At 63.9% G+C, this 23,023-nt stretch carries 23 protein-coding genes and 1 tRNA gene; 15 read left to right on the top strand and 9 right to left on the bottom strand.

The annotated features are described in order from the left end of the window. Nucleotides 1–40: 40 nt before the first annotated feature. Nucleotides 41–1,180 (top strand): hypothetical protein, encoded by a 1,140-nt coding sequence (locus tag D2V07_RS11260; protein ID WP_119587068.1) that lies wholly within the window; start codon nucleotides 41–43, stop codon nucleotides 1,178–1,180. A gap of 184 nt (nucleotides 1,181–1,364) precedes the next feature. On the opposite strand, the gene D2V07_RS11255 is transcribed toward D2V07_RS11260, so the two are convergent. After that, the gene (locus D2V07_RS11255; protein WP_119587067.1) at nucleotides 1,365–2,330 is read right to left on the bottom strand and encodes a helix-turn-helix domain-containing protein; all 966 of its coding nucleotides are present in this window, start codon (nucleotides 2,328–2,330) and stop codon (nucleotides 1,365–1,367) included. A 256-nt stretch (nucleotides 2,331–2,586) separates the two neighbouring features. Here D2V07_RS11255 and D2V07_RS11250 point away from each other — a divergent pair, with 256 nt between their 5' ends. The 9 genes from D2V07_RS11250 (at nucleotide 2,587) to D2V07_RS11210 (ending at nucleotide 13,712) form a co-directional block, all read left to right on the top strand. Then, nucleotides 2,587–3,978, top strand: coding sequence for an aromatic ring-hydroxylating oxygenase subunit alpha (locus D2V07_RS11250; protein WP_119587066.1), 1,392 nt, complete (start codon nucleotides 2,587–2,589; stop codon nucleotides 3,976–3,978). A gap of 112 nt (nucleotides 3,979–4,090) precedes the next feature. Further along, nucleotides 4,091–6,361 carry a TonB-dependent receptor gene (locus D2V07_RS11245; protein WP_119587065.1) on the top strand — a complete coding sequence of 757 codons (2,271 nt, stop codon included), beginning with the start codon at nucleotides 4,091–4,093 and terminating at the stop codon, nucleotides 6,359–6,361. Nucleotides 6,362–6,455: 94 nt separating this feature from the next. After that, complete coding sequence (gene adh, locus D2V07_RS11240) at nucleotides 6,456–7,985, top strand: aldehyde dehydrogenase (RefSeq protein ID WP_119587205.1); 1,530 nt, start codon at nucleotides 6,456–6,458, stop codon at nucleotides 7,983–7,985. A gap of 2 nt (nucleotides 7,986–7,987) precedes the next feature. Further along, nucleotides 7,988–9,886, top strand: a complete 1,899-nt coding sequence (locus D2V07_RS11235) for an AMP-binding protein (protein ID WP_119587064.1) — start codon at nucleotides 7,988–7,990, stop codon at nucleotides 9,884–9,886. Beyond that, the gene (locus D2V07_RS11230; RefSeq protein WP_119587063.1) at nucleotides 9,883–10,902 is read left to right on the top strand and encodes a thiamine pyrophosphate-dependent dehydrogenase E1 component subunit alpha; all 1,020 of its coding nucleotides are present in this window, start codon (nucleotides 9,883–9,885) and stop codon (nucleotides 10,900–10,902) included. The genes D2V07_RS11235 and D2V07_RS11230 overlap by 4 nt, the downstream gene beginning before the upstream one ends. Beyond that, a complete protein-coding gene (locus D2V07_RS11225) occupies nucleotides 10,899–11,936 on the top strand; it encodes an alpha-ketoacid dehydrogenase subunit beta (RefSeq protein ID WP_119587062.1) in 1,038 nt (345 codons plus the stop codon). Before D2V07_RS11230 ends, D2V07_RS11225 begins: the two co-directional genes overlap by 4 nt. Nucleotides 11,937–11,945: 9 nt before the next feature. Further along, nucleotides 11,946–12,179, top strand: a complete 234-nt coding sequence (locus D2V07_RS11220) for a biotin/lipoyl-containing protein (protein ID WP_119587061.1) — start codon at nucleotides 11,946–11,948, stop codon at nucleotides 12,177–12,179. 1 nt (nucleotide 12,180) lies between these two features. Continuing rightward, nucleotides 12,181–12,891, top strand: coding sequence for a 2-oxo acid dehydrogenase subunit E2 (locus D2V07_RS11215; RefSeq protein ID WP_325049015.1), 711 nt, complete (start codon nucleotides 12,181–12,183; stop codon nucleotides 12,889–12,891). Further along, entirely contained in the window at nucleotides 12,888–13,712 is an 825-nt protein-coding gene (locus D2V07_RS11210; RefSeq protein WP_119587059.1) for a lipoyl protein ligase domain-containing protein, read from the top strand. The genes D2V07_RS11215 and D2V07_RS11210 overlap by 4 nt, the downstream gene beginning before the upstream one ends. On the opposite strand, the gene D2V07_RS11205 is transcribed toward D2V07_RS11210, so the two are convergent. After that, nucleotides 13,672–13,763 (bottom strand) — tRNA-Ser (locus D2V07_RS11205). The two genes, D2V07_RS11210 and D2V07_RS11205, sit on opposite strands and share 41 nt — an antisense overlap. 246 nt (nucleotides 13,764–14,009) lie before the next feature. On the opposite strand from D2V07_RS11205, the gene D2V07_RS11200 reads away from it, so the two are divergent. Both D2V07_RS11200 and D2V07_RS11195 read left to right on the top strand, forming a co-directional pair. Then, entirely contained in the window at nucleotides 14,010–14,837 is an 828-nt protein-coding gene (locus tag D2V07_RS11200; protein ID WP_119587058.1) for a DUF1134 domain-containing protein, read from the top strand. Between the two features lie 69 nt (nucleotides 14,838–14,906). After that, nucleotides 14,907–16,094 (top strand): amino acid aminotransferase, encoded by a 1,188-nt coding sequence (locus D2V07_RS11195; protein WP_119587057.1) that lies wholly within the window; start codon nucleotides 14,907–14,909, stop codon nucleotides 16,092–16,094. A 50-nt stretch (nucleotides 16,095–16,144) separates the two neighbouring features. Here D2V07_RS11195 and D2V07_RS11190 read toward each other — a convergent pair whose 3' ends face one another. Continuing rightward, nucleotides 16,145–16,606, bottom strand: coding sequence for a hypothetical protein (locus D2V07_RS11190; RefSeq protein WP_147366950.1), 462 nt, complete (start codon nucleotides 16,604–16,606; stop codon nucleotides 16,145–16,147). A gap of 148 nt (nucleotides 16,607–16,754) precedes the next feature. On the opposite strand from D2V07_RS11190, the gene D2V07_RS11185 reads away from it, so the two are divergent. Continuing rightward, nucleotides 16,755–17,615 carry an alpha/beta hydrolase gene (locus D2V07_RS11185; RefSeq protein WP_119587055.1) on the top strand — a complete coding sequence of 287 codons (861 nt, stop codon included), beginning with the start codon at nucleotides 16,755–16,757 and terminating at the stop codon, nucleotides 17,613–17,615. A 74-nt stretch (nucleotides 17,616–17,689) separates the two neighbouring features. Here the strand turns inward: D2V07_RS11185 and D2V07_RS11180 are convergent, their stop codons facing one another. From D2V07_RS11180 to D2V07_RS11155, 6 genes are read right to left on the bottom strand one after another with little or no spacing between them, the layout of a single operon-like run. Next, a complete protein-coding gene (locus tag D2V07_RS11180) occupies nucleotides 17,690–18,310 on the bottom strand; it encodes a riboflavin synthase (protein ID WP_119587054.1) in 621 nt (206 codons plus the stop codon). Nucleotides 18,311–18,328: 18 nt separating this feature from the next. Then, on the bottom strand, nucleotides 18,329–19,294 hold the full coding sequence (gene ribD, locus D2V07_RS11175) for a bifunctional diaminohydroxyphosphoribosylaminopyrimidine deaminase/5-amino-6-(5-phosphoribosylamino)uracil reductase RibD (RefSeq protein WP_267899757.1): 966 nt from the start codon (nucleotides 19,292–19,294) through the stop codon (nucleotides 18,329–18,331). Then, a complete protein-coding gene (locus D2V07_RS11170; protein ID WP_119587053.1) occupies nucleotides 19,287–19,751 on the bottom strand; it encodes a hypothetical protein in 465 nt (154 codons plus the stop codon). Before D2V07_RS11170 ends, ribD begins: the two co-directional genes overlap by 8 nt. 59 nt (nucleotides 19,752–19,810) lie before the next feature. Beyond that, a complete protein-coding gene (locus D2V07_RS11165; protein WP_325049014.1) occupies nucleotides 19,811–20,554 on the bottom strand; it encodes a M48 family metallopeptidase in 744 nt (247 codons plus the stop codon). Continuing rightward, a complete protein-coding gene (locus D2V07_RS11160) occupies nucleotides 20,542–20,982 on the bottom strand; it encodes a YcgN family cysteine cluster protein (RefSeq protein ID WP_119587051.1) in 441 nt (146 codons plus the stop codon). Before D2V07_RS11160 ends, D2V07_RS11165 begins: the two co-directional genes overlap by 13 nt. Next, entirely contained in the window at nucleotides 20,975–21,589 is a 615-nt protein-coding gene (locus D2V07_RS11155; RefSeq protein WP_119587050.1) for an SCO family protein, read from the bottom strand. Before D2V07_RS11155 ends, D2V07_RS11160 begins: the two co-directional genes overlap by 8 nt. A gap of 98 nt (nucleotides 21,590–21,687) precedes the next feature. Here D2V07_RS11155 and D2V07_RS11150 point away from each other — a divergent pair, with 98 nt between their 5' ends. Together D2V07_RS11150 and D2V07_RS11145 are read left to right on the top strand one after the other, a co-directional pair. Beyond that, nucleotides 21,688–22,308, top strand: coding sequence for an ankyrin repeat domain-containing protein (locus D2V07_RS11150; RefSeq protein ID WP_233548360.1), 621 nt, complete (start codon nucleotides 21,688–21,690; stop codon nucleotides 22,306–22,308). A gap of 11 nt (nucleotides 22,309–22,319) precedes the next feature. Beyond that, entirely contained in the window at nucleotides 22,320–23,000 is a 681-nt protein-coding gene (locus tag D2V07_RS11145; protein WP_119587049.1) for a COQ9 family protein, read from the top strand. Nucleotides 23,001–23,023 lie beyond the last annotated feature (23 nt).

Below are 23,023 nucleotides of genomic sequence, written 5' to 3'. Positions count from 1 at the left end.
GTAGGATCGTCGCCGGCCGGGGGTGTTGAGAGGAACCGCGATGCGCAAGTTCGCGATCATTGCCACAAGCGCGCTGCTAGCCGTCGCCTCCGCGGGTCAGGCGCTTTCCAATGCTCTGGCAGATGACAATCCGGCCCTTGCAGCGTCGCTGTCGCCCTATGCTGCGCCCGCGCTTGAGAAGAGCGCGGTCGCACTGGTCACTGCCGATCCGGAAACCAACAGCGTAGACTTCACTGCGTCGGAACCTGCGGCGCGCCGGGCAGTCGACGCCGGTCTCCTGTCGACAGAAGCGCTCGCCATCCTTGCAATGCAGGGTGAGGATCAGCAGACCCGCACGGCAATCCTGGATGCCGCTCAGGCTGCCTCGCGCAGAGGCCGGGTGCTCAACTCCGCAGCACTGATCGCGGCGCTGGAGGCAGAAGATAACACTCTCCTGCTGGCGACGCTCAACCGCACGCTGCTGCTTTATCCCTCGCAGCAGGACACCACTGTCCCGCTGATGGTTCAGCAACTGGCGAACGAGCGGTTGGTCCCGGCATTCGTGGACATCCTCGAAACCGAACCCCTGTGGGGTGCGCAGTTTTTCCGGGAAGCTGTCCTGCAGCCTGAACTGGCGGACAACATCGCCCGTGTCCGCCTTGGCCTCTCTCCCGATACGGCAGTCGACTACGAGGCGGACCGCGCCATCCTGCGCCTGCTTGCGCGCACCCAGAAAATCGACGAGGCGGCGCAGCTATTTGCCAGAATACGCAGCCTGGACAGTGTCCCGGTGGCGCGCGGCTCTCTGGGCTGGGAAGACGAATACACGCCCTTCCACTGGCAGTTCTATGATCAGGACAACCGCTTTGCGCGCAAAAGCACGGATGGCGATTCGATCATGATCTCCACCCGCGGCGGGTATGGCGGGGTGCTGGCAAGGCGGCTTATCCGGCTGGGAAATACCACGATGGTATTCCAGGTCGAACATACCCTCGATCCCGGCGCGTCGGGGCGGGTGCGCCTTACGCTGGAGTGTCCCGGCACCGAGCAGCGCTGGTCCGATACACTGGGACCGTCGCCCACCATGATGCGGCTGGATCGGGAACTTGACTGTAAATACGCGTGGCTGGGAATTGCGGCCCGCGCGCCTAATGGTGGCGACGCGATTTCCGGTGAGATCCTCGATATCTCGATAATGTGATACCGGTCAGTTCAAACCGTTAGAGTGCGAGATTGGCCCCTGACATCAAAAGCGTTCTCAATTGGCAGCCATGTTCTGAGCAATGAATTCGGCGATGAGAACCGTTTTCCACGTTCCCGAAAGCTGCCGTCTGCTCGACCCGCACCCCGCCGCTTCGTGACGCCGGTTATTAATTCAAATCGGCTCAACTATTGCGCTGGCGCATTCGCAACGATCCAGGGCTCACACCGTACGCTTGCTTGAAAGCACGACAGAATTGGGCAGGATCTGCAAAGGCCCAACGGTAAGCGATCTCCGTGATCGACCGGCGGCCGCCGAATTCCGTATCAGCTAGTTCGGTTCTGGCACACTCAAGCCGTCGGGCGCGTATCCGGCCCATCACGGTCTCGTCCGTGCGGCGGAAAAGATAGTGCAACTTGCGCAGCGACACGCCGACTTCGGATGCCACCATCTGCGGATTGAGAAAGGCAGACTTCAAATTCTTTTCGATCACGGCATGCGCGTCTCTCAGGATCTGCTCGTCGCGATCGCCGTCTGCCACTATGCAGTCGTTTGCGTGCAGCAGGTTCAGCAGCATGGCGATCGATGCACTCTCGATCTGGCTGCTGTTGATCTTGCCGAATGTACGGGCATTGTCCGCCAGTGATCTGAAGTAGGTTCCTGCAAATTCGCGCGCTGGATTTACTTGGTCGAATACGCAGAACCGCCCACGGAAACGCGGCAAGTGCGCGTCGATCAGATGGCGTGGAAACAGAAGGTTGGCGAATTCCGCGCCCTGCTGAATCCGGAAGGACACGTCATCCGTGGAAGACCAGAAGAACATCTCCGAAGGACGGAGGTGGAAGGCGGTGTTGTTGCAGACAAGGTCGAAGGCGCTCGAGGGGTTGAAGGTCAGGCTGTAGAAGGCTGCTCCCTCGCGCGTGGGCTGGCTGCGATCGCGCATGCCGTGGACAGACGCGAAATGCATGCGGGTCAGCAGCATGGTGTTGAAGCTGCGGCTGCCCACCACGATTTCGCCCGTGGTGTCCGGTTCCCCGCCGAGTTTCCATGATCCGTTAAAGCCGCTCAGGAAGGCCTCGACTTCCGAATGCGGCCTGCGCCCCTGCAAGGAGCGCACAGTCCATTCACATGACTGAAGCGTTGCTGCCATGTCTCTCCCCTCCCCTCTCTGTCCGGCCCGGCGGGACTGACGGAGGGGTTTAGTGTTCGGATGTATACTGCGAATTGCGGGCCGCGCCAAGCGACACGCCGGAGCTCGTGCGCGCAGCGACAATCGAAATGCGCGCAGAAGCAAGTCTCGCACCCGATTCCCGCCTATCAACACCCGGTACGACACGAGGAGGAGACAGCCGCGCACCAGGGTGCCGGCATCGATCCCCCGAAGATAGCCCAAGGGAGGGGCAGGAATGGCGCAGGCCAAGACGACGCGGCTTTCGCGTCAGAAGCACTATGACAATCTACAGGCCATGTTCCGGCACGACGGCACTGTTCCGCCGGCCGGCGTGCTGGAGCCGGGGTTCGAAGATATCGATTGCGCGTCCGTGCCGACTTCCCGGTACACTTCGCAGGAGTATCACGAGCGGGAAGTAGCCAACTTATGGCGCAAGGTCTGGCAGGTGGCTGGATGGGCTGCAGATATTCCGGAACCCGGCGATGCGATGACCTATGACGTGGGCGACGTCGCCGCGCTGATCGTTCGCCAACCCGACCTGTCGCTGAAAGCCTATCACAACAGCTGCCTGCATCGCGGCATGCGTATTTGCGATGGCGCGCGCGGCCTCAAGTCCCTGCGTTGCCCGTTCCACGGGTTCACCTGGGGCCTTGGCGGACAGATGAAGACCTTGCCCGAGAAGTGGGATTTTCCGCAGCTCGACGAGGCAGAACTTGCGCTGCCGCAACTGCAGGTGGGCGAATGGCAGGGCTACGTCATGGTGAACCCCGATCCTGCCGCGCCGCCACTGGCGGACTATCTCGGCACGCTGCCTGCGCAGTGGCAGGATGCCGGCTGGGATCTCACCACCCGGTTCAAGGCGGTCCACGTCACCAAGCAGATCCGCGCCAACTGGAAGGTGGCCCAGGAGGCTTTCCTGGAGTTCCTGCACGGCAATTTCGTGCATACCAACTCGATAGTGCCCGCCGCACCTGCCGAGGCCATGCGGCAGGACGTTTTCGTCGGAGAGCCGCACTTCGCCCGCGGCGTGGGTATTGCCGGTGTGCTGACAGGCGAGGGCGATACGGTACAGGCGCGCGAACAGAAGGCCGTCGATCATTTCATTGCCTATTATGCGCCCGAGCTTGCCGACAGCCACGCTTTCGATGTCGCGCCTGGTGAGACCGCGCGGGAAAAGATCGCGGAGATCACGATCCAGAAGTTCCGGCAGGACTACGGCGTCGACCTGTCCGACCTCAACCGCTTCGATATGATCGACTACGTCTGGTACAATGTCTTCCCGAACTTCATGCCATGGCCGACGCTGGGCTATCCACTCGGATACTGGTTCCGGCCCGACGGCGGCCCTTCCAACTGCACGATGGACGTAATCCTGCTGCTGCCCTTCGAAGGCGAAAGACCGCCTTCGGCAGAGCGCGTGGTGGTGGGGCCCGATGAGCCTACCGAACCGATAATCGGCGCGATAGGACGCATCCTCGACGAGGACATGGCGAACATGGAGCGGATCCAGAAGGGGCTGGAAGCTTCGGCTACGGGCACGGTGAACTTCGCCAGCTACAACGAAGTGCGTCTGCGCCACTTTCACCGCACGCTTGCCACCTACGTGGACGATGTCGGTGAAAGCTGAGGTCCGCCGCTGCCCGGCCCGCAGCCACACCTGAAGATTTGCCAACGACAAGCAGCCGCCGTGGTCCGCCGGACCGGGGGAAGGACTGCAGAATGCCAAGGGAGAGAACCCGATGATACGCAAGTTTCACAAGACATTGCCGACTGCCGCCCTGCTGGCTGCACTCCTTCCGCAGGCGGTATGCGCGCAGGAGGACACCGGGCAGACGCGGGACGGGCAAACTGATGCCGACGACGGACTTCTCGACACGATCGTGGTGACAGCGCAGCGCCGGTCCGAAGCCCTGCAGGAAGTGCCGATCGCGGTATCGGCCCTGAATGCCGAGCGCATCCGCGAAGCCGGTTTCAGCGATGTCGAGGACCTGACTTCGACCGTTCCCAACCTCAGCGTATCGGCCCTGTGGGGTACGTCCAACCCCAAGATCTTCATGCGCGGTATCGGCAACAACAACTTCAACCAGACAGCCGAAAGCAAGGTCGCGGTCTACCTCGACCAGGTCTATCTTTCCGCACCTTCCGGACAGCTGTTCCAGATGTTCGATCTCGACCGGATCGAGGTTCTTCGCGGGCCGCAGGGCACGCTGTACGGGAAGAATGCCACAGGCGGTGCGATCTCGGTCTATTCGCAGCTGCCGGACGACGAGTTCGAGGGATACGCACGCGCCGGATACGGCAACTATGACGCCATCGACCTGGAAGCCGCGGTGACGATACCGATGTCCGAAACGCTATCGGCCCGCGTGGCGGGCACGTGGACAAAGCGCGACGGATATGTGCTCGATCTGGCAACCGGCGACTATGTGAACGATGCCGACCAGTGGGCCGCGCGCGGGATCCTTCGCTGGCAACCCAATGCAGGCGTCGACATCGCGCTCAACTTCCACGGCGGGGCCTCCGATGCGACCAACAACAATTCGGTTCACCGGGGTATCTTCGATCCGGCCCAACTGGCGATGGGGAATCTCGTTCGCCTGTCTGCCGAGGAAATCATCGCGCGCGAAGGTGTCGATGCGCTCGGCTACCGCGATGACAATCCCGATCCCTATGTGAACACCTATGGAAATGATACGTTCGGCGATATCGAGCTGTTCGGCATATCGCTGGTCGGTGATTTCGAGATCGGCAACACCCTGCTTACTTCGGTGACCGGGTACGAGAATTCCAAGCGCAGCGTCCTTCAGGACGGCAATGGTGCGCCCAGCACGATCTTCACGATCAACTGGGGGCCATCGGAGTTCGAATCCATCTCGCAGGAATTCCGCCTTGCCTCGCAGAACGATGGCAACTTCAACTGGCTGGTCGGCGTGTTCGGTTTCCACGAGACCGGTGAGGTCGACAACTTCTACAACCTGGCGGACATTTCCTTCGCGCTAGGCGGGATAGAGGCCTTCGACCAGGCTTACACGCAGAAGACCGATACGCTGGCAGCCTTCGCGCAAAGCACCGTCGGCCTGACCGACCGCCTCAACCTGACGGTGGGCGCGCGCATCAACTACGAAAAGCGGACGATCGACCACCAGTCCTTCGCAACGACCGAGGCGGGTGTTTCCCTGCTACCGGGCCCGCTCTTCGACCTCGACCTGAGCGAGAGCTGGACCGAATGGTCTGGCCGTGTCGCCCTGGATTACGAGATTACCCCCGACATCATGGCCTTTGCCAGCGTCAACCGCGGTTTCACCAGCGGCGGCTTCAATACCGGAGCGTTCAACGATCCGCTGGGGGCGGAGCGGGTGTTCGATCCGGAAACCGTCGTCAGCTACGAGGCCGGGGTAAAGTCGACCCTGCTGGGGCGCCGCCTGCGCCTCAATGTGACCGGCTTCATTTACGACTACAGCAACCTGCAGGTTTTCACTTTCACTCCGTCCGGGCTGCAGTTCATCGAGAACGCGTCGAACGCGCGGGTGGAAGGTGTCGAGGTGGAAGTCCAGTCGCGTCCGTTCGACAATCTCGAACTGGGCGCCAGCGTCGGCCTGATGAGCAGCGAGTACCGCGATTTTACACGGGACCTGGGCGGTGTGACCGAGGACCTGAGCGGCAACCGCCTGATCGGCGCGCCCAATTCGCAGTTCAACGTGGTGGGCAAGTACACCGTGCCCGTATCGGCCGGAGATTTCTGGGTGCGCGGCGATTTCACCTACACGGGCAACCGCTATTACGACGAACGCGAGTTGGAGGAAATCAGCAGCGAAGGGGCGACGACCAATCTCAACGCCTCGATCGGGTTCACCGACATCGACGAGCGGATCGAGCTCAGCCTGTGGGCGAGGAACCTGACCAACGAGGTCAACATCATCGACATCCTGGATGTCGGCCTCTTCGGCTACCAGAACGTCTGGTACAACATGCCGCGCACCTACGGCGTCTCGCTGGAATACCGGTTCTGACACCCGTGCCGCAGCTTTCCCACCCTTCATCCACCTGCGCGAAGCCCCGCGAGTGCCGGGACGCCGGGTGCCCGGAATCATCAGGAGCGAGACCATGACCAGCCAGCAAGTCACGAGCGAAGGTTCAAGCCGCGCGTCCGGGATATTCGCCGAACGTTATGACAATTTCATCGGCGGAGATTGGGTCGCGCCGCAGGGCGGAGAATATTTCGTCAACCTGTCCCCGGTGGACGGGGCGAAGTTGAACGAGGTCGCCCGTTCGCAGGCCGCCGACATCGCGCTGGCTCTGGACGCAGCGCACAAGGCGAAGGACGGGTGGGGCCGCACAAGTCCGGCGGACAGGGCCCGCGTGCTCAATCGCATTGCCGACGCGATGGAAGCCAACCTGGAATTGCTGGCCAAGGCCGAAAGCTGGGACAACGGCAAACCGATCCGCGAATGCATGGCCGCCGACCTGCCCTTGGCGATAGACCATTTCCGCTATTTCGCGGGCGCGATCCGGGCGCAGGAAGGGCGACTCTCCCAGATCGACGACGATACCGTCGCCTATCACTTCCACGAGCCGCTGGGCGTTGTCGGCCAGATCATCCCGTGGAATTTCCCGATGCTGATGGCCGCATGGAAGATCGCGCCCGCGCTGGCGGCGGGCAACTGTATCGTGCTGAAGCCAGCGGAACAGACGCCAGCCTCCATCATGGTGCTGGCAGGGATCATCGGTGACCTGCTGCCCGCCGGCGTGCTGAACATCGTCAACGGCTATGGCCAGGAAGCGGGCAAGGCTCTCGCCACCTCGCCGCGTATAGCCAAGATTGCCTTCACCGGCGCGACCTCCACGGGCCGCCAGATCATGCAGTATGCGACCGAGAACCTCATTCCCGTAACGCTGGAACTGGGAGGCAAGTCGCCCAATATCTTCTTCGCGGACATTGCCGACGAGGATGATGACTTCTTCGACAAGGCCGTGGAAGGCGCGCTGATGTTCGCGCTGAACCAGGGCGAGGTCTGCACGTGCCCCAGCCGCGCACTGGTGCACGAGAGCGTTTACGACAGGCTGATGGATCGCGCGACACAGCGGCTGAAGGCGATCCGGCAGGGCAACCCGCTCGACAGCGATACGATGATCGGGGCGCAGGCTTCGCAGCAGCAAATGGAGAAAGTCCTTGGCTACATCGAGATCGGCCGGGAAGAGGGAGCCGAAGTTGTCGCCGGAGGGCATCGCGCGCTGACGGATACGGCGTTTGGCGAGGGATATTATGTCGCCCCCACGATCCTGCGCGGCACCAACGACATGCGCGTATTCCAGGAAGAAATCTTCGGGCCGGTACTGGCGGTGACCACGTTTAGCGACGATGAAGAAGCGATCCGCATAGCCAACGATACGACCTACGGGCTTGGCGCAGGCGTATGGAGCCGCGACATCAACCGCTGCTACCGCGCGGGCCGGGCGATCCAGGCAGGGCGGGTATGGACCAACTGCTACAACCTCTATCCCGCACACGCGGCGTTTGGCGGATACAAGCAATCCGGCATCGGGCGGGAGAACCACCTGATGATGCTGGCGCACTACCAGCAGGTGAAGAACCTGCTCGTTAGCTACAGCCCGAAAGCGCTCGGGTTCTTCTGAGCATGACGGGTTTTCGTGTCGCGATGGAACCGGCCGACTGGCTGGCGGCTGCCGACCTGATCGACTGGTCGGTGTCGCCGCAGGTCGCGCTGGATACTGGCAAAGCGCCGCTGTGCCGATGGTTTCCCGACGGACGGCTCAACACCTGCCACAATGCCCTCGATCGGCATGTCGAAGCGGGCCACGGCGACAGGCCCGCGCTGATTTTCGACAGCGCGATGACGGGGGATCGGCGGCAGTACACCTATGCCGAATTGCGCGACGAGGTGGCGCGCGTTGCCGGAATGCTGCGCAGCCTCGGCGTGGGGAAAGGCGACCGCGTCCTCATCTACATGCCGCTGGTGCCCGAGGCTGTGATGGCGATGCTGGCCTGCGCACGGTTGGGGGCCGTTCATTCGGTGGTGTTCGGCGGGTTCGCCGCACCGGAACTTGCAAAACGGATCGTCGATGCCAGCCCGGCGCTGATCGTAACCGCAACCTGCGGGCTGGAGCCTTCGCGCGTGGTCGAATACCTGCCGATCGTGGCGCAGGCGCAGGCCTTGGCGCAAAGCGACGTCCCCAAGCTTGTGCTACGCCGCCCGCAGCACGAGGTCGCGCTCGATCCGGCAAACGAACACGACTGGCACACCCTGCTGGATCGTGCCGAGCCGGCCGCCCCTGTCGATGTTGCCGCGACGGACCCGCTCTATATCCTCTACACCAGCGGTACCACCGGCACGCCCAAGGGCGTGGTGCGCGACAACGGCGGTCATGCCGTGGCGCTGGCAAAGAGCATGGCGCTTGTTTACGGCGCGCGGCCCGGAGATGTGTTCTGGGCAGCTTCGGATATCGGCTGGGTCGTTGGTCACAGCTACATCGTTTACGCGCCGCTGCTGACCGGTTGCACCACCGTGCTCTACGAAGGCAAGCCGGTAGGCACGCCCGATGCCGGCGCATTCTGGAGGGTCGTGCGCGACTACGGCGTCGACATCCTCTTCACCGCGCCGACCGCAATCCGCGCCATCCGGCGCGAAGATCCCGATGGAACGCATATTGCCGCCGCACCGCTTGCTAGCCTGCGCGCCCTGTTCCTGGCGGGCGAACGTGCCGATCCCGATACGCTGGAATGGATCGAGCAGCAGCTTGGCGTGCCTGTGATCGATCACTGGTGGCAGACCGAACTCGGCTGGCCCGCCATCGCCATCTGCCTTGGCCTTGGGGAGCGCGAAACCCGCAGCGGCAGTGCTGGCAAGCCTGTTCCCGGCTTCGACATTGCCGTGCTGGGCAGGAATGGTGAACGCCTTCCCGCAGGCGAAAGCGGCGACGTAGCCATCGCCGCGCCCCTGCCGCCCGGATGCCTCAGCACGCTGTGGGCGAATGACGAGGGATTCGTGTCGACCTACTTAGCCGCGCGGCCCGGTTATTACACAACTGGCGACAACGGTTTCTTCGATGGCGACGGTTTCCTCCACATCATGGGACGGAGCGACGACATCATCAACGTCGCCGGGCATCGCCTTTCCACCGGAGCCATGGAGCAGGTACTGGCAGCGCATCCCGATATTTCCGAATGCGCGGTTGTGGCGGGTACCGATCCGCTGAAGGGGCATCGCCCGGTGGGCTTCTTTGTCCTGCGATCCGGTGCGCAGCGCGATGAAGCCACGGTCGCAAGGGAAGTCGTAGAGCGCGTGCGCGCCGAGATTGGTCCGGTCGCCGCCTTCCGCGAAGCCGTGGCCGTCCCCGGCCTGCCCAAGACCCGTTCGGGCAAGGTGCTGAGAGCGACGCTGCGCCAGATCGTCGACGGTCAGCCCTACACGCCGTCTGCCACGATAGAGGATCCTGCCATGCTTTCGCATGCCCAGGCGGCGCTGGCCCGCGCAGGGATCACGCAACCCGCCCTTCAGCAAGAGGACCCAGCATGACCATGCAGCCCACAACAGCCCAGAAGCTGTGGATGTACGAAAAGATGGTGACCAGCCGCCGTTTCGAGGAAGCGATCGCCAGGATCTATCTCGAAGGCAAGCAGCCGGTCTTCAACATGGCGAATGGTCCAATTCCAGGCGAAATGCACCTGTCCGACGGGCAGGAACCCTGTGCGGTGGGCGTTTGCGTCCACCTCTCTGCCGAGGACGTGGTGACCGCCACGCACCGGCCCCATCACCAGGCGATTGCCAAGGATGTCGACCTGAAACGCATGGCGGCAGAGATCTTCGGCAAGCAGACCGGCCTCAGCGGGGGGCGCGGCGGGCACATGCACCTGTTCGATCCCGCCGTGAACTTCGCCTGTTCGGGTATCGTGGGCCAGGGCCTTGGCCCGGCGGTGGGCGCGGCGCTTTCCCGCAAGATGCAGGGCAAGCCCGGCGTGGCGGTTGCCTACATCGGCGAAGGCGCGGCCAACCAGGGCGCGTTTCACGAGGCGCTGAATCTCGCCTCTGTATGGAAGCTGCCGGTGGTGTTCGTGATCGAGGACAACGCCTGGGGCATCTCGGTATCCAAAATGACCTCGACCGCCGTTCCGCACAACCATGTTCGCGCGGATGCCTACGCAATGCCCGGCCACCGGGTGGAGAACAACGATACGCTGGCGATCTTCGCCGTCGCAGGCGAGGCGATCGAACGCGCCCGGGCCGGTGATGGTCCCTCGCTGATCGAGATCGAGACGTCACGGCTCGCGGGTCATTTCATGGGCGATGCGGAAGGCTATCGCCCCAATGGCGAGAAGGACGCTCTGGTGGCGAAGGACCCCATTCCGGCCTTTCGCAGGCACATTCTCGAAACGGGCGAAGCGGGCGAAGACGAGCTCTTGGCCATCGAAAAGGCTGCAAGCAAGGCGGTGGACGAGGCCATCGCCTTCGCGCGCCACAGCCCCGATCCCGAACCCGCCGACGCCCTGACCGGTGTCTTTATCGAGGCCAAGCCGCAAGGAGCCGACGCATGACAACCGAGGTCAAGGAAAACGAACGCAAGCTGACCATCGCCCGCGCCATGGCAGAGGCACTGTCGCAGGAAATGCGGATCGACCCGCGCGTGTTCGTGATGGGAGAGGACATCGGCGCGCTTGGCGGTGTCTACGGCAACACCCGCGGCCTGCTGGAAGAGTTCGGCGCGGAGCGCGTGCGCGACACGCCGATTTCGGAAACCGCGTTTGTAGGCGCTGCGGTGGGCGCGGCGCAGGACGGAATGCGTCCGGTCGTTGAACTGATGTTCGTCGACTTCTTCGGCGTATGCTTCGACGCGATCTACAACCTGATGGCCAAGAATACCTATTTCTCGAACGGTTCGTTTCGCGTGCCGATGGTGCTGATGACATCCACAGGCGGCGGTTATTCCGATGGCGGCCAGCACTCGCAGTGCCTTTACGGCACCTTCGCTCACCTGCCGGGGATGAAAGTCGTAGCCCCATCCAATGCGTATGATGCCAAGGGCCTGATGACCGCCGCCCTGCGCGAGGATAACCCGGTCGTTTTCATGTACCACAAGGGACTGCAGGGCATGGGCTGGCTGGGCACCGAGCGCGGTGCCACCGTGCACGTGCCCTCCGATCCCTACGAAGTGGAGATCGGCAAGGCAGCCATTGCCCGCGAGGGCTCGGACCTCACCATCGTGTCCGTCGGTATCGGTGTACACCATGCGCTGAGGGCTGCCGAACAGCTCGAGGGCGAAGGCATCAGCGTCGAAGTTGTCGATCTGCGCTCGCTCGTGCCGCTGGATCGCGAAGCCATCCGCACCTCCGTCGCCAAGACAGGGCGTCTCATGGTCGTCGACGAGGACTACCACAGCTTCGGCATGAGCGGCGAGATCATCGCGACGGTGGCCGAACACGATCCTGCCATGCTCAAGGCGCCGCCGGCGCGCGTCGCGTTTCCTGACGTGCCGATACCATTTGCCCGGGTGATGGAGCGTTATTGCCTGCCCGATGCCGACAAGATCGTCACGGCATGGCGCACCATGCAATTGAGAGAGCGGACTTAGGAGAGCGCAATGGCAACCGACGTAACAATACCCGGCAATCTGTGGGAAGAAGACAGCGAGGCGGCGATCACTGCCTGGCTCGTTTCAGACGGCGCGCGAGTGACCAGCGGCCAGCTCATCGCGGAGATCATGGTGGAGAAGGTGCAGCACGAAGTGCTCGCCCCCGCCGAAGGCACGATTGCCATCGTGAAGCAGGTGGACGAGGTCGCAGCCAAGGGCGAAACGATCGCGCGGATAGACTGACATGCGATCGATGCATGCGTCCTCATCGGCGGGACACACGACTGCCGTTCCGCTTCGCGGCCCTCGGCGGATGATTGCCGACAAGATGGTTGCCAGCCTTCGTGAAGCGGCGCAGCTCACCCATCATGCCACCGCGCAGGCGAGCGCCCTCGTTGCCGCCAAGCAATCCTGCGCCGACGCCGGAGAAAACGTTTCAATCGAAGACCTGGTCATGTTCGCCACCATCCGTACGCTGGCGGACTTTCCGCAGCTCAATGCACGGCTGGTCAACCAAGAGGTTCACACGGGCCCGCAAGTGCACCTGTCCATCGCGATCGCACTTCCGGGTGACCTGCTGGTCGCCCCGGCGATCTTCGATGCACAGGACCTGTCGCTGACCGAACTGCGCGCGGCGCGGCAGGATCTGGCCCGGCGTGCCAAGGTAAACAAGCTTACCGTGTCGGAGATGACAGGGGGGACGTTCACGATCAGCAATCTGGGGCTGACCCGCGTCGAGCACTTCACGCCGATCCTCAATATTCCGCAGGTGGCGATCCTGGGTCTGGGGCGGATGGTCGAAAGACCGGTCAATTGCGCTGACGGATCGATAGCCTTTGCGCCCCATTTGGGGCTGTCGCTGACGTTCGATCATCGCGCGGTCGATGGCGCGCCTGCCGCAGCGTTTCTCACCGCTCTGTGCATCACTATCGAGAGCGGTGCCATCTTCGCGTGAACGCTGTCAGCCATTTCCAGCACTCGCGCGAAGCCCTGGCTAAGGAGGCCCTGTTGCTCGCCCGTGTAGCGCGGCGCGAGAGCGATTTCGAGATGGCGCTCTGGACGGCAGGCCGTTCCCTGGTCGTACCGAGCTCGATGGCGCGAAAGCCGCGTTTCGAAAGTGCGGCCAGCGCCAGCGCAGCTGGTGGCTGGCCGGTTGTGTTGCGCCCCTCCGGAGGGGGCGTCGTACCCCAGGGGCCAGGTATTCTGAACCTCGCAATCGTGAGCGTCGCAGATGGCAAGGAATGTCAGGACCCGGTCGCATATTTCCAGGTCTTGACCGACCTAATTGCAAGCGCCGTAACGCGCACCGGCGCGGTTTCGGTCGGTCCGGTAAATGGAAGTTTTTGCGACGGCAAATTCAACGTCGCTGTCGATGGCCGCAAGCTGGCAGGCACTGCTCAGCGATGGACCATCCGGAATGCCCGGTCACACGAGTACGCAGTGCTCGCGCATGCCACGATACTGTGTGCGGCCGACATCCCAGCTTCGTGCGCAGCTGTCGAATACTTCTGCGGAGAGCTTGGAGAACCAATTCCCCTTGACCCGGACGCGCACATTAATCTCCAAGAGGTCCTGTCGAACGACACAGATGCCTTCGCGCACTGCGCCGGCATCTTCCGGGCTCATCTACTCGGCGGCAATTACGCCGTTTGCAAAAGAGGGCTGGAGTCGCAAACGGCGAAATCGCAAAGCTTTTTGTGCGATTCTGGGGGCAGGGCGGCCCTGAAAAGGGCGGTGGCGGAGACGGAGGGATTCGAACCCTCGATACCCCGATAGAGGTATGGTTCCTTAGCAGGGAACTGGTTTCAGCCACTCACCCACGTCTCCGGACCCAAGCGGCAAGACGCGGCCTATAACGATGGCTTGCAGGGGCTTCAAGTGTGCATTCTCTTTTTGCGCCAGAGCCGTCGTGCGAGCGATCCTGAAAGCATCCTGCCGCACGATCCCGGATTCGGTTCACCGCGAAATCGATTCGACTCGCCGCCTATTCATTGCCGCTTCAGGCCGAGGGGACTCAATGTAACTCTCTGTTCGCGCGCCTGCTGCCAAGCGGGTGAAATCGGAAGGGAGACCATGCAACCGATCCGCAAAGCACTCGTCGCCGCTGCCCTGCTGTCGCTGCCCGCGCTGGCGTGGCCGGTCGCCGCGCAGCAAATCGAGACCGTCGACCCCGACACCATGATCGACGGCGACCTTGTCGATCCGCCGTCGCGCACCACCGCGCCGGACTACCCCCAGCAAACCGATCCCCAGGCGAACGAAATCCCGGCCGAGCCGGGCTTCGGGGGCGCGTACGAGATGAGCGATCCCAGCGCCCGCTATGACAGCAATCGGCAGGTGCTCGACCTGCCGCCCGAAGAACTGCCCGCCGCCGGCTCCGGCGTGGAAGTGGCGCAAGCCCCACCCGCGCAGGAGCGCACCACCTACGCCGAGGATGACCTGATCGGCGCTGCCGAGGGCCTGTTCGGGCGCGGCGCCGAAGGGCTGGCCCGGCTGATCCAGAATATCCTTTCCGACCAGGGCGAGCCCAACGGCTATATCGTCGGGCGCGAGGGCGGCGGCGCATTCGTGCTGGGCGTGCGCTACGGCTCGGGAACGCTGCATCACGCTGTCGAAGGCAACATGCCCGTTTACTGGACCGGCCCCTCGATCGGGCTGGATGCCGGTGCCAACGCAGGCAACACCTTCGTGCTGGTCTACAACCTCTACGATACGGACGAGCTTTACGAACGCTTCCCGGCGGGCGAGGGACAGGCCTATTTCGTGGGCGGGTTCAACGCCAGCTACGTACGCAAGGGCGATGTCGTGCTGATCCCCATTCGCGTGGGGGCGGGCCTGCGGCTGGGCGTGAATGCAGGTTACATGCGCTTCTCGCGCAAGCAGCGCTGGCTGCCGTTCTGATCGGGCAAGGCTGACGCGGCAATCTGCGCACTTGCGGATTGCCGCGCGCGGCGGCATTGAGCCGCCATCATGCTCGACAAACTCACCCAGCAACCGCCCGATGCGCTTCTTGCGCTGATCAAGCTCTACAACGCGGACCCGCGCGCATCGAAGATCGACCTCGGCGTGGGCGTCTATCGCACTGCCGACGGCGCGACGCCGGTGTTCCGCGCGATCAAGGCGGCGGAGAAGCGGCTGGTCGACGGGCAGGACACCAAGGCCTACCTCGGCCCCGAAGGCGACATGGGTTTCGTCAACGCGCTGATGCCGCACGTGTTCGGCGACAGCCTGACGGCTAAGCTTACCGAGGCTGGTCGCATCGACGGCATGCAGACCCCCGGCGGCACCGGCGCGGTGCGCCTGGCGGTGGCGCTGGCGGCGAAGGCGGGCGTCAAGAAGATCTGGATGGGCACGCCCAGCTGGCCCAACCACGCGCAGATCCTGGCCGATTGCGGCATGGAAGTCGGCACGTTCAACCACGCTGCCGAGAATGGCTCTGCCGACATGGCCGCCCTGCGCGATGTGATCGCCAGTGCCGATGCGAACGACGCGGTGCTGCTGCACGGTGCCTGCCACAATCCCACGGGCGTGGATTACACGAACGAGGAGTGGGACGAGATCGCCGGCCTGCTGAAGGACAGCGGCACGCTGCCGATCATCGACCTTGCCTATCAGGGGCTGGGTGATGGCATGGCAGAAGACGCCTACGGCATGCGCACACTCGTTTCCGCCGTGCCGGAAGCGCTGGTGGCCTACAGCTGCGACAAGAACTTCGGCCTCTACCGTGACCGCGTGGGCGCGCTCTACGCCATCGGCGGCGATGCCGACGTGGTGACGCGGATCATGTCCAACGGCTCTTCGCTGGCGCGGGCCAACTGGTCCATGCCGCCCGATCACGGCGGGGCTGCCGTGCGCGTGATCCTGGAAGACGAGGACCTGACTGCCGACTGGCTGGCCGAAGTCGAGGACATGCGCCAGCGCATCGGCCAGGTGCGCGCCAGGCTGGCCGCCAACAGCAATGCGGGCGGTGTGGATCTCACCCCGCTCGGCCGCCAGAAGGGCATGTTTGCGATGCTGCCTGTCAGCAAGGAACAGGTCGAGCAACTGCGCAAGGACCACGGTGTCTACATGGCAGGCTCGGGCCGCATCAACGTGGCGGGCCTGACGATGGGCAACATCGACGCCTTCGTGGCCGCGCTGGCCGACGTGACCGGCTGACCCCAGAACAACGTGGAACGCCCACAGGGGTGTTTTGCAAAAGTTGGTTTTCATGCGCCCGGCTCTTCTTCGAAGGGTTGGGCGTTTGCCTTGTCGAGGCGACGTAGCAGCCGCAAAAGCGCCGAATTGTCGGCTTTCCGGCGTATCCCGGTGATCCTGCCGCGATGGAGCGCGGGGGCGATCAGGCCGTGTTCGACGCGGCGAAACAGCTCCTCATCTGTGACCTTCCGCCAGTCGACCTTTTGCGCGACGCGCCCCTCGCCTTGCGGCGTGAGGACATGATCCCACGCCTGGGCGAAACTCGCCGCACCTGCGCGGCGACGCAAACGGTGCGCGCTCTCCCGGCTCATCCCGACAGCCCCCGCGGCGGCGCTGACGCTGCCGGTCAGGTAAAGGTGGGCGAGGAATGCGCACTGCCGCGCCGCGCTCCACCCATCACGGCGCGAGCGCAGCGGCACGGGATGGAAGAACGGGGGACGGCGGCGAAGTTTGCTTGCAGGGGTTCTCGGCATTGGCCGAGGTTGGAGCGGGTGAGGGCGTGTAGGGAAGCCTGTTGACGGTGAATTTCAGCTATGGGGTGGGAGGCGGACTGGCAGGTTCTAGGAGAAGTGCTATGAATGCCGCCCGCTTCCCGGTCTTGGCAACAGGAGCACCGCGCCTATGAGAATTCTCAGTTTCCTTGTCGCGGCCATCGTTCTCAGCGCAACGCCGACTTACGGGCAGGATGTCATTGAGACAGAACCGTTGACGATCGGGACCTCTTACCTCGTGGAAACTCATGAAGCGGAGCGCAAGGTCCACGTGGTGACACCGCAGGGCTATGATGATGGGGAACAAGCCTATCCCATCTTCATCATGCTCGATGCGGGCCTGAAGCAGGATTTCTTCCTGGCGCTCGGCGTGGAACGCTGGAACCAGTTGTGGCAGCGCAGTGCCCCTGCAATTTTTGTCGGTGTCGAAACGGTCGATAGGCAACGCGAACTGCTGCCACCGACGTCTACAGCAGGCGAACAAGAGCGCTATCCCACAGCGGGGGAAAGCGATGCGTTCCGAGAGTGGCTCTCGTCGGAAATCCTTCCGATGATACGCTCGCAATATCGAGACGATGGCCGTGCTTTCTTGATGGGAGAGAGCGCAGCAGGGCATTTCGTGATCGAGACATGGGTCAACACGCCCGAACTGTTCAACGGATACGCTGCCCTTTCCCCCAGCTTGCAATGGAACGGCCAGCAGCTTTCCCGGCACTTTGTCGATATGGGCGAAACCGAACGCCCCCCTCTATTTATTTCGTTTGCGAATGAGGGTGGCGAGACGGAGGAAGGAATTACGCGGCTTGTCGCCGAAGTGCGCTCGGACATGTGTTATTCCGATCGCCGAAATGACCTTGTGCACGCAAACACGCTTCACGGCCTGCTCCCGGAAGCGCTCCAGTATCTCCTGCCGACCGAGGCTGACTGGCTAGACGAATATGGTCTGACGCTTCGATGCGAGACCGGAAGGGACGCATCGGTCGCTGATTGAGGGCTTTGCGGACGGAGAACAGCTAAGTCGCTCGTCCGCTATGGGGTCGTTAGCCGCCGCTCCCGCAATTCCGATTAACCCGCCCGCAGCGCCTGCATCCGGTGGAGGTAGCGCGCGATGGTATCGACCTCCAGGTTCACCTCTGCATCCTGCGCCAGTTCGCCCAGCGTGGTGACGTCGGCGGTGTGGGGGATGATGTTGAGGCCGAACTGCACGGTGCCGTCGTCACGGTCCTGCACGCTGTTCACCGTCAGCGACACGCCGTTGATGGTGATCGATCCCTTGGGCGCGATGAAGGGAGCAAGGTTGGCGGGGGCGGCGATGGTGAGACGCATCGAATCGCCTTCGGGCTGCCAGTCTGCCACGCGGCCCACGGCGTCGACATGGCCGGTCACGATATGGCCGCCCAGTTCGTCGCCAAGTCGCAGCGAGGGTTCAAGGTTCAGTTTCGCGCCTTCGCGCCACATGCGTTTCGCCGTGCAGGATGTGGTTTCGGCGGACACGTCCACCACGAAATGCGCGTCGCCTTTTGTGCCGCCGCGGTCCACCACGGTCAGGCACACGCCCGAACAGGCGATGGACGCGCCGATATCGATTTCGGCAGGATCGAACGGGCAGGCGATGGTCAGGCGCAGGTCTCCGCGCTGCTGGACTTGCGTGATCGTGCCGATGGCGGTGACAATTCCGGTGAACATGGACGGCCCCTTTGCTGGTCAGGCGCGCTGATAGACTTCCAGCGTGTCGCTGCCAAGCTGGCGCCGGTCGAGGAGGTTCAGGCCGTCGGCAAAGGCTTTCTCCAGCGTATCGTGCCCGATGTGGCCGATGGCGGGCGTGCCGCCGCCCAGCAGCACGGGGGCGCGGTAGATCAACAGGCGATCTACCAGTCCGGCTGCGAGGAAGGCCGAGGCGGTCTGCGCGCCGCCTTCCACCATCAGGTATCGCACGCCGTCCAGCGCGGCGATCTCTTCCGGCGAACGGATGGCCTGCCAGCCTTCGGGTACCTTACCAGAGGTGAGCGCTACGCGGCGAGGAGAGCGATCCTCCAGCCCCGGTAACCGCACGTCGAGGCGCGGGTTGTCGGCGCGAAGGGTGCCGCCGCCGACAAGGATGGCATCGGCCCGCGCGCGCTCGCGGTGGCCGTGGGCGCGGGAGGCGGAGTTGGTGATCCACTGGCTCTCCCCGGTACAGGTAGCGATGCAGCCATCCAGTGACATGGCCAGCTTGAGCGTAACGTGCGGGCGGCCCTTCGCCAGCTGTGTGGCATGGCCCGACAGGCCAAGGCATGCGGGCGTCCAGTCGAGCGTCGCGACTTGCGCGCCTGCGGCCTCGATCCGCGCGATGCCATCGCCTGCCGTGCGCGGGTCGGGATCGCGCATGCCCACCACCACGCGGGCAAGACCGGCGGCGGAAATCAGGTCGGCGCAGGCCGGACCGCGCTGCGAACGGTGGGCGCAGGGCTCCAGCGTGACATAGAGCGTAGCCCCGCTCGCGGCTTCTCCTGCCGCTTCCAGCGCCACGGCCTCCGCATGGGGGCGTCCGCCGGGCATGGTCCAGCCGCGCGCCAGCACCGCTCCGTGCTTCACGATGATCGCGCCGACGCCGGGGTTGGGGCTGGCAAGGGGACGCGCGCGCTCTGCCAGGGCGGCAGCGGCGGCCATCCATCGGGCGTCGTCAGCCAGCAGCAGCGGCACAGTATTCTTCTACCGAGAGCGCCAGCTCTTCCGGCGTTGGGCCGGTGTCCTCGCGCGCCTTGGCCTGTCGCTCAGCCTCGATCTCGGCCTTCATCTCGTCGACATCGATGAATGTCGCACGACCCAGCGTCTCGTACATTTCTCGCCTGCGCGCTTCGTTCGCGTCGATTCGCGCCTGCAATTCGTCCTTCAGCTGCTGGTTGGCGCAATTGGTGGCGATGATCTCGCCCTCGGTCCGGCCTTCCTCGAAGGTGGAGATGTACATCACGTCGGGCCGGGCGGGCGGGGCGCGCTGGCTTTCGGGAATGAACAGCATGAACACGGCAAAGGTCGCAGCCATGGCCACGCCCAGGATCTGCCAGCGGTGCGGCGTGGGCTGCTTCCACTGGTCGCGAAAATCCACGACCGCGCGGCGCGGCGATACTCGGCGGAAAAAACCCTTCATGCTGCTTAGGATAGGGATGTGCGGCGGGATTCGCCAGCTATTGATGATGCGATGGCAGCTCAGCCGAAGGCGGCGTAGAGCGAGCGCCCCTCGCGCTTCAGCCAGCCGTCGGCCTCGGGCAGGTGCCCCTCGAACAGTCTTGCCAGCAGCGCATGGAAGGCAGGCGAGTGGTCGAAGTGGACGAGGTGGGCGACCTCGTGCGCGACGACGGAGCGGCGCACGTGATCGGGTGCCATCACCAGCCGCCAGTTGATGCGGATGCAGCGGCCGGTCTTCCTGTCGCCCGAACACGAACCCCAGCGCCGCTGCGCGCGCGACAGGCGCAGGGCGGGCACGTCGACAGCGGCGCGCTGGCAGTAGAAGGCAAGATCGTCTCCGCACAGCCGCAGCGCCTCTGCCTCCAGCCAGCGGCGCACGCGCGCCTCCAGCCCGTCTGCGGTGCCGCCTACGCGCAAGGTGCCGTTATCGACGACAGGCTTTCGGCCCGCTGCCTTGTCCCAGGCAATGCGCAATGGCTCTCCGCGATAGGCCATGGTCTCGCCGTCCGCCACGCTCAGATTGCGCGGCACCCGGTCAAGCTGCCGCTCTATCCATTCGGCGCGCGCCGCGGCAAAGGTAAGGGCATCCCGCGTTCGGCCCCAGGTGGGCAGGGTGATGCGCACCTCGCGGCCATCGGGCGAGAGCCGCATGGTCAGACGCCGGGCGCGGGCGTGGCGGCGGATGGCGATGGGAAGGGTCTGACCGCCGACTTCGATGGCGGGGTTCTGGTGATCGTCGCGCAACCAGTCGATCAATCGTCCCACTCCACCACGTGGTGTTCCAGCGGGCCTGCCACGGTTTCGCTGATGCAGCGCCCGGCGACGCTGGCACCTGCTTCCACCATGGCATCGCGGCTGCCGGTGAGAAGATGGTGCCAGTCGGGCAGGGGCTTGCCCTCCGCCCGGCGCACGTAGGCGCAGGTGGCAGGCAGCCAGTGAATGTCCTTCAGCAGGCGCGGCGTAAGGCGCAGGCAATCGGGCACGAAGGCCTTGCGATGGCGATAGTCGCGGCATTGCGCCGTGCCGGTGTCGAGCAGCTTGCACGCGACGTTCGTTTCCACGATCTCGCCGGTGTCCTCGTCTTCCAGCTTGTTCAGGCAGCAGCGCCCGCAGCCGTCGCACAAGGCTTCCCACTCGGCGCGCGACAGCTCCTCCAGCTCAAGCTCCCAGAACCGGGCGCGCAGGTCAGCCATCGGCGGGACGGACCCATTTTTCCAGTTCGGCGGCTACCGCTTCTGCCGAATCTTCGACCGGGATCAGCGCCATCGGTTCTCCCTCGCGGTCGACCAGGTAGCCTGTGCGCGAGTGGTCCATCAGGTAGTCGCTCTCGGCGTCCGGATCCAGTTTCTGGTAATGGGCGAAGAACGCTGCCGCCGCCGCCTCGATCTGTTCGGGCGATCCGGTCAGGCCGATCAGCCGGTCGGAAAAGGCATTGGCATATTCGCCCACCTTTTCCGGCGTGTCGCGCGCGGGATCGATGGTGATGAAAATGGGCTGCACGTCGTCGGCGAGGTCGGGATTGGCTTCGGCAAACCGGTCATACCCGCGCATCATGCGCTGCATGTCGAACGGGCAGATATCGGGGCAGTAGGCATAGCCGAAATAGACCAGCTGGTACTGCCCAGCGAAATCGGCGTTGGTGACCTGCGCGCCCGAAGAATCGACCAGGTCGTATTGCCCGGTGAGCGCGCTGTTGTAGAGCGGCGCGTCGGTAATGGGCGGTTCGCTCCCCCCGCCATCGCAGGCAGCAAGGGAGAGGGCCAAAAGGAGGGGGGTGACAACCGAAAGACGTGCTGACATGACGTAGCGTTCATGCTCTGCTAACGCGCTCTAGGCAAGCGAAGTCCCGCACGAACGCGGTGCTTTTGCGCACATTATTGAAACAGGAGAGATGGGAAGTGGCACGCGCCCCCATTCATACGATCTGCCTTGGACTGGCCGCACTGGCGGCAACCGCACTGTCGGTGCCCGCCGCAGCGCAGATGTATTCCGAAGGCTACCAGTTCCTGCAGGCGGTGAAGGACCGCGAGGGGGACGAGGCAACCGAGATGTTGAGCCAGCCGGGCACCACGCTCGTCAACACGCGCGACATCACCTCTGGCGAGACCGGGCTGCATATCACCGTCGACCGGCGCGACCTGACCTGGACGAAGTTCCTGCTGCAAAAGGGCGCCAATCCCAACATCGCCGACAACCGCGGTCGCACCCCGCTGATCGCCGCGGCGCAGATCGGCTGGGTCGAAGGCGTGCAGGCGCTGGTGGATGCAGGCGCGCGGATGGATATCGGCAACGAAACGGGCGAGACCCCGTTGATCTCCGCCGTGCACGCCCGCAATATCGAGATGATCGAGGTGCTGGTGAAGGCAGGGGCCGATCCCGATCGCGCCGACAATGCCGGGCGCACCGCCCGCGACTATGCCGCGATGCCGGGTGTCTCTGGTCGGGTGCTGAGCGCTATCGAGCGCAGCGAAGCCAGCGATGAAGAAAGCAATACGCGGACCTACGGACCGGTATTCTAGGGGGCTTGCCGATGGCGGATGCAGACCTGAAAGACGCGACCCTGGACGAGCTGCGCCTTGCGCTGGCGCCCGATATTGCCGTGTCCGCCATGTTCGACGGGTGGACCGATGCGGCGTTGGTCTCCGCCTGCGAGATGGCCGATGTCGATCCCGCCGTCGGCCGTCTGGCCTTCAAGACGAGCGGGCTTGGCGGACGGGCCATGGACATGATCGATGCCTGGGTCGGCTCGGTCGACGCCAGGATGGAAGCCCATTTTGCCGACGGCCGGCTGGACAACATGCCCATCCGTGAGAAAATCCGCAGCCTGGTGTGGTTCCGGCTGGAAGCGATCATGGGGCTGGAGGAGTCGCTGCGCCGCGCCACCGCCGTGCAGGCCATGCCGCAGAATGCCCCGCGGGCGCTGAAACAGGGCTGGTCCAGCGCCGACAAGATGTGGCGGCTGGCAGGCGATACCGCCACCGATTACAATCACTATACCAAGCGCGCGATCCTGGCCGGTATCTACGGCGCGACGCTGGCGGTGTTCGTGGAGGACGAGAGCGAAGGCAAGGCCGAGACCGCTGCCTTCCTCGATCGCCGGATCGAAGGCGTGATGAAGTTCGAGAAGGCGAAGGCGCAACTGCTGGGCAAGGACCGCGAGCATTTCGATGTCGCGCGGTTCCTGGGCCGCCTGCGCTATCCGCAGAACTGAATCACTTTTTCTATTGCGAAGCA

Source organism: Aurantiacibacter zhengii (genome assembly GCF_003584125.1).
GTDB classification, from domain to species: Bacteria; Pseudomonadota; Alphaproteobacteria; order Sphingomonadales; family Sphingomonadaceae; genus Alteraurantiacibacter; species Alteraurantiacibacter zhengii.
Note: the sequence above shows the minus strand (reverse complement) of the source record. Positions and strands in the feature narration are given on the sequence as shown.

Excerpts from the sequence above, each read along its gene's own strand:
- D2V07_RS11260 (WP_119587068.1), top strand. The coding sequence starts at position 41 with ATGCGCAAGTTCGCGATCATTGCCACAAGCGCGCTGCTAGCCGTCGCC.
- D2V07_RS11255 (WP_119587067.1), bottom strand. The coding sequence starts at position 2,330 with ATGGCAGCAACGCTTCAGTCATGTGAATGGACTGTGCGCTCCTTGCAG.
- D2V07_RS11250 (WP_119587066.1), top strand. The coding sequence starts at position 2,587 with ATGGCGCAGGCCAAGACGACGCGGCTTTCGCGTCAGAAGCACTATGAC.
- D2V07_RS11245 (WP_119587065.1), top strand. The coding sequence starts at position 4,091 with ATGATACGCAAGTTTCACAAGACATTGCCGACTGCCGCCCTGCTGGCT.
- adh (WP_119587205.1), top strand. The coding sequence starts at position 6,456 with ATGACCAGCCAGCAAGTCACGAGCGAAGGTTCAAGCCGCGCGTCCGGG.
- D2V07_RS11235 (WP_119587064.1), top strand. The coding sequence starts at position 7,988 with ATGACGGGTTTTCGTGTCGCGATGGAACCGGCCGACTGGCTGGCGGCT.
- D2V07_RS11230 (WP_119587063.1), top strand. The coding sequence starts at position 9,883 with ATGACCATGCAGCCCACAACAGCCCAGAAGCTGTGGATGTACGAAAAG.
- D2V07_RS11225 (WP_119587062.1), top strand. The coding sequence starts at position 10,899 with ATGACAACCGAGGTCAAGGAAAACGAACGCAAGCTGACCATCGCCCGC.
- D2V07_RS11220 (WP_119587061.1), top strand. The coding sequence starts at position 11,946 with ATGGCAACCGACGTAACAATACCCGGCAATCTGTGGGAAGAAGACAGC.
- D2V07_RS11215 (WP_325049015.1), top strand. The coding sequence starts at position 12,181 with ATGCGATCGATGCATGCGTCCTCATCGGCGGGACACACGACTGCCGTT.
- D2V07_RS11200 (WP_119587058.1), top strand. The coding sequence starts at position 14,010 with ATGCAACCGATCCGCAAAGCACTCGTCGCCGCTGCCCTGCTGTCGCTG.
- D2V07_RS11195 (WP_119587057.1), top strand. The coding sequence starts at position 14,907 with ATGCTCGACAAACTCACCCAGCAACCGCCCGATGCGCTTCTTGCGCTG.
- D2V07_RS11190 (WP_147366950.1), bottom strand. The coding sequence starts at position 16,606 with ATGCCGAGAACCCCTGCAAGCAAACTTCGCCGCCGTCCCCCGTTCTTC.
- D2V07_RS11185 (WP_119587055.1), top strand. The coding sequence starts at position 16,755 with ATGAGAATTCTCAGTTTCCTTGTCGCGGCCATCGTTCTCAGCGCAACG.
- D2V07_RS11180 (WP_119587054.1), bottom strand. The coding sequence starts at position 18,310 with ATGTTCACCGGAATTGTCACCGCCATCGGCACGATCACGCAAGTCCAG.
- D2V07_RS11170 (WP_119587053.1), bottom strand. The coding sequence starts at position 19,751 with ATGAAGGGTTTTTTCCGCCGAGTATCGCCGCGCCGCGCGGTCGTGGAT.
- D2V07_RS11160 (WP_119587051.1), bottom strand. The coding sequence starts at position 20,982 with ATGGCTGACCTGCGCGCCCGGTTCTGGGAGCTTGAGCTGGAGGAGCTG.
- D2V07_RS11155 (WP_119587050.1), bottom strand. The coding sequence starts at position 21,589 with ATGTCAGCACGTCTTTCGGTTGTCACCCCCCTCCTTTTGGCCCTCTCC.
- D2V07_RS11145 (WP_119587049.1), top strand. The coding sequence starts at position 22,320 with ATGGCGGATGCAGACCTGAAAGACGCGACCCTGGACGAGCTGCGCCTT.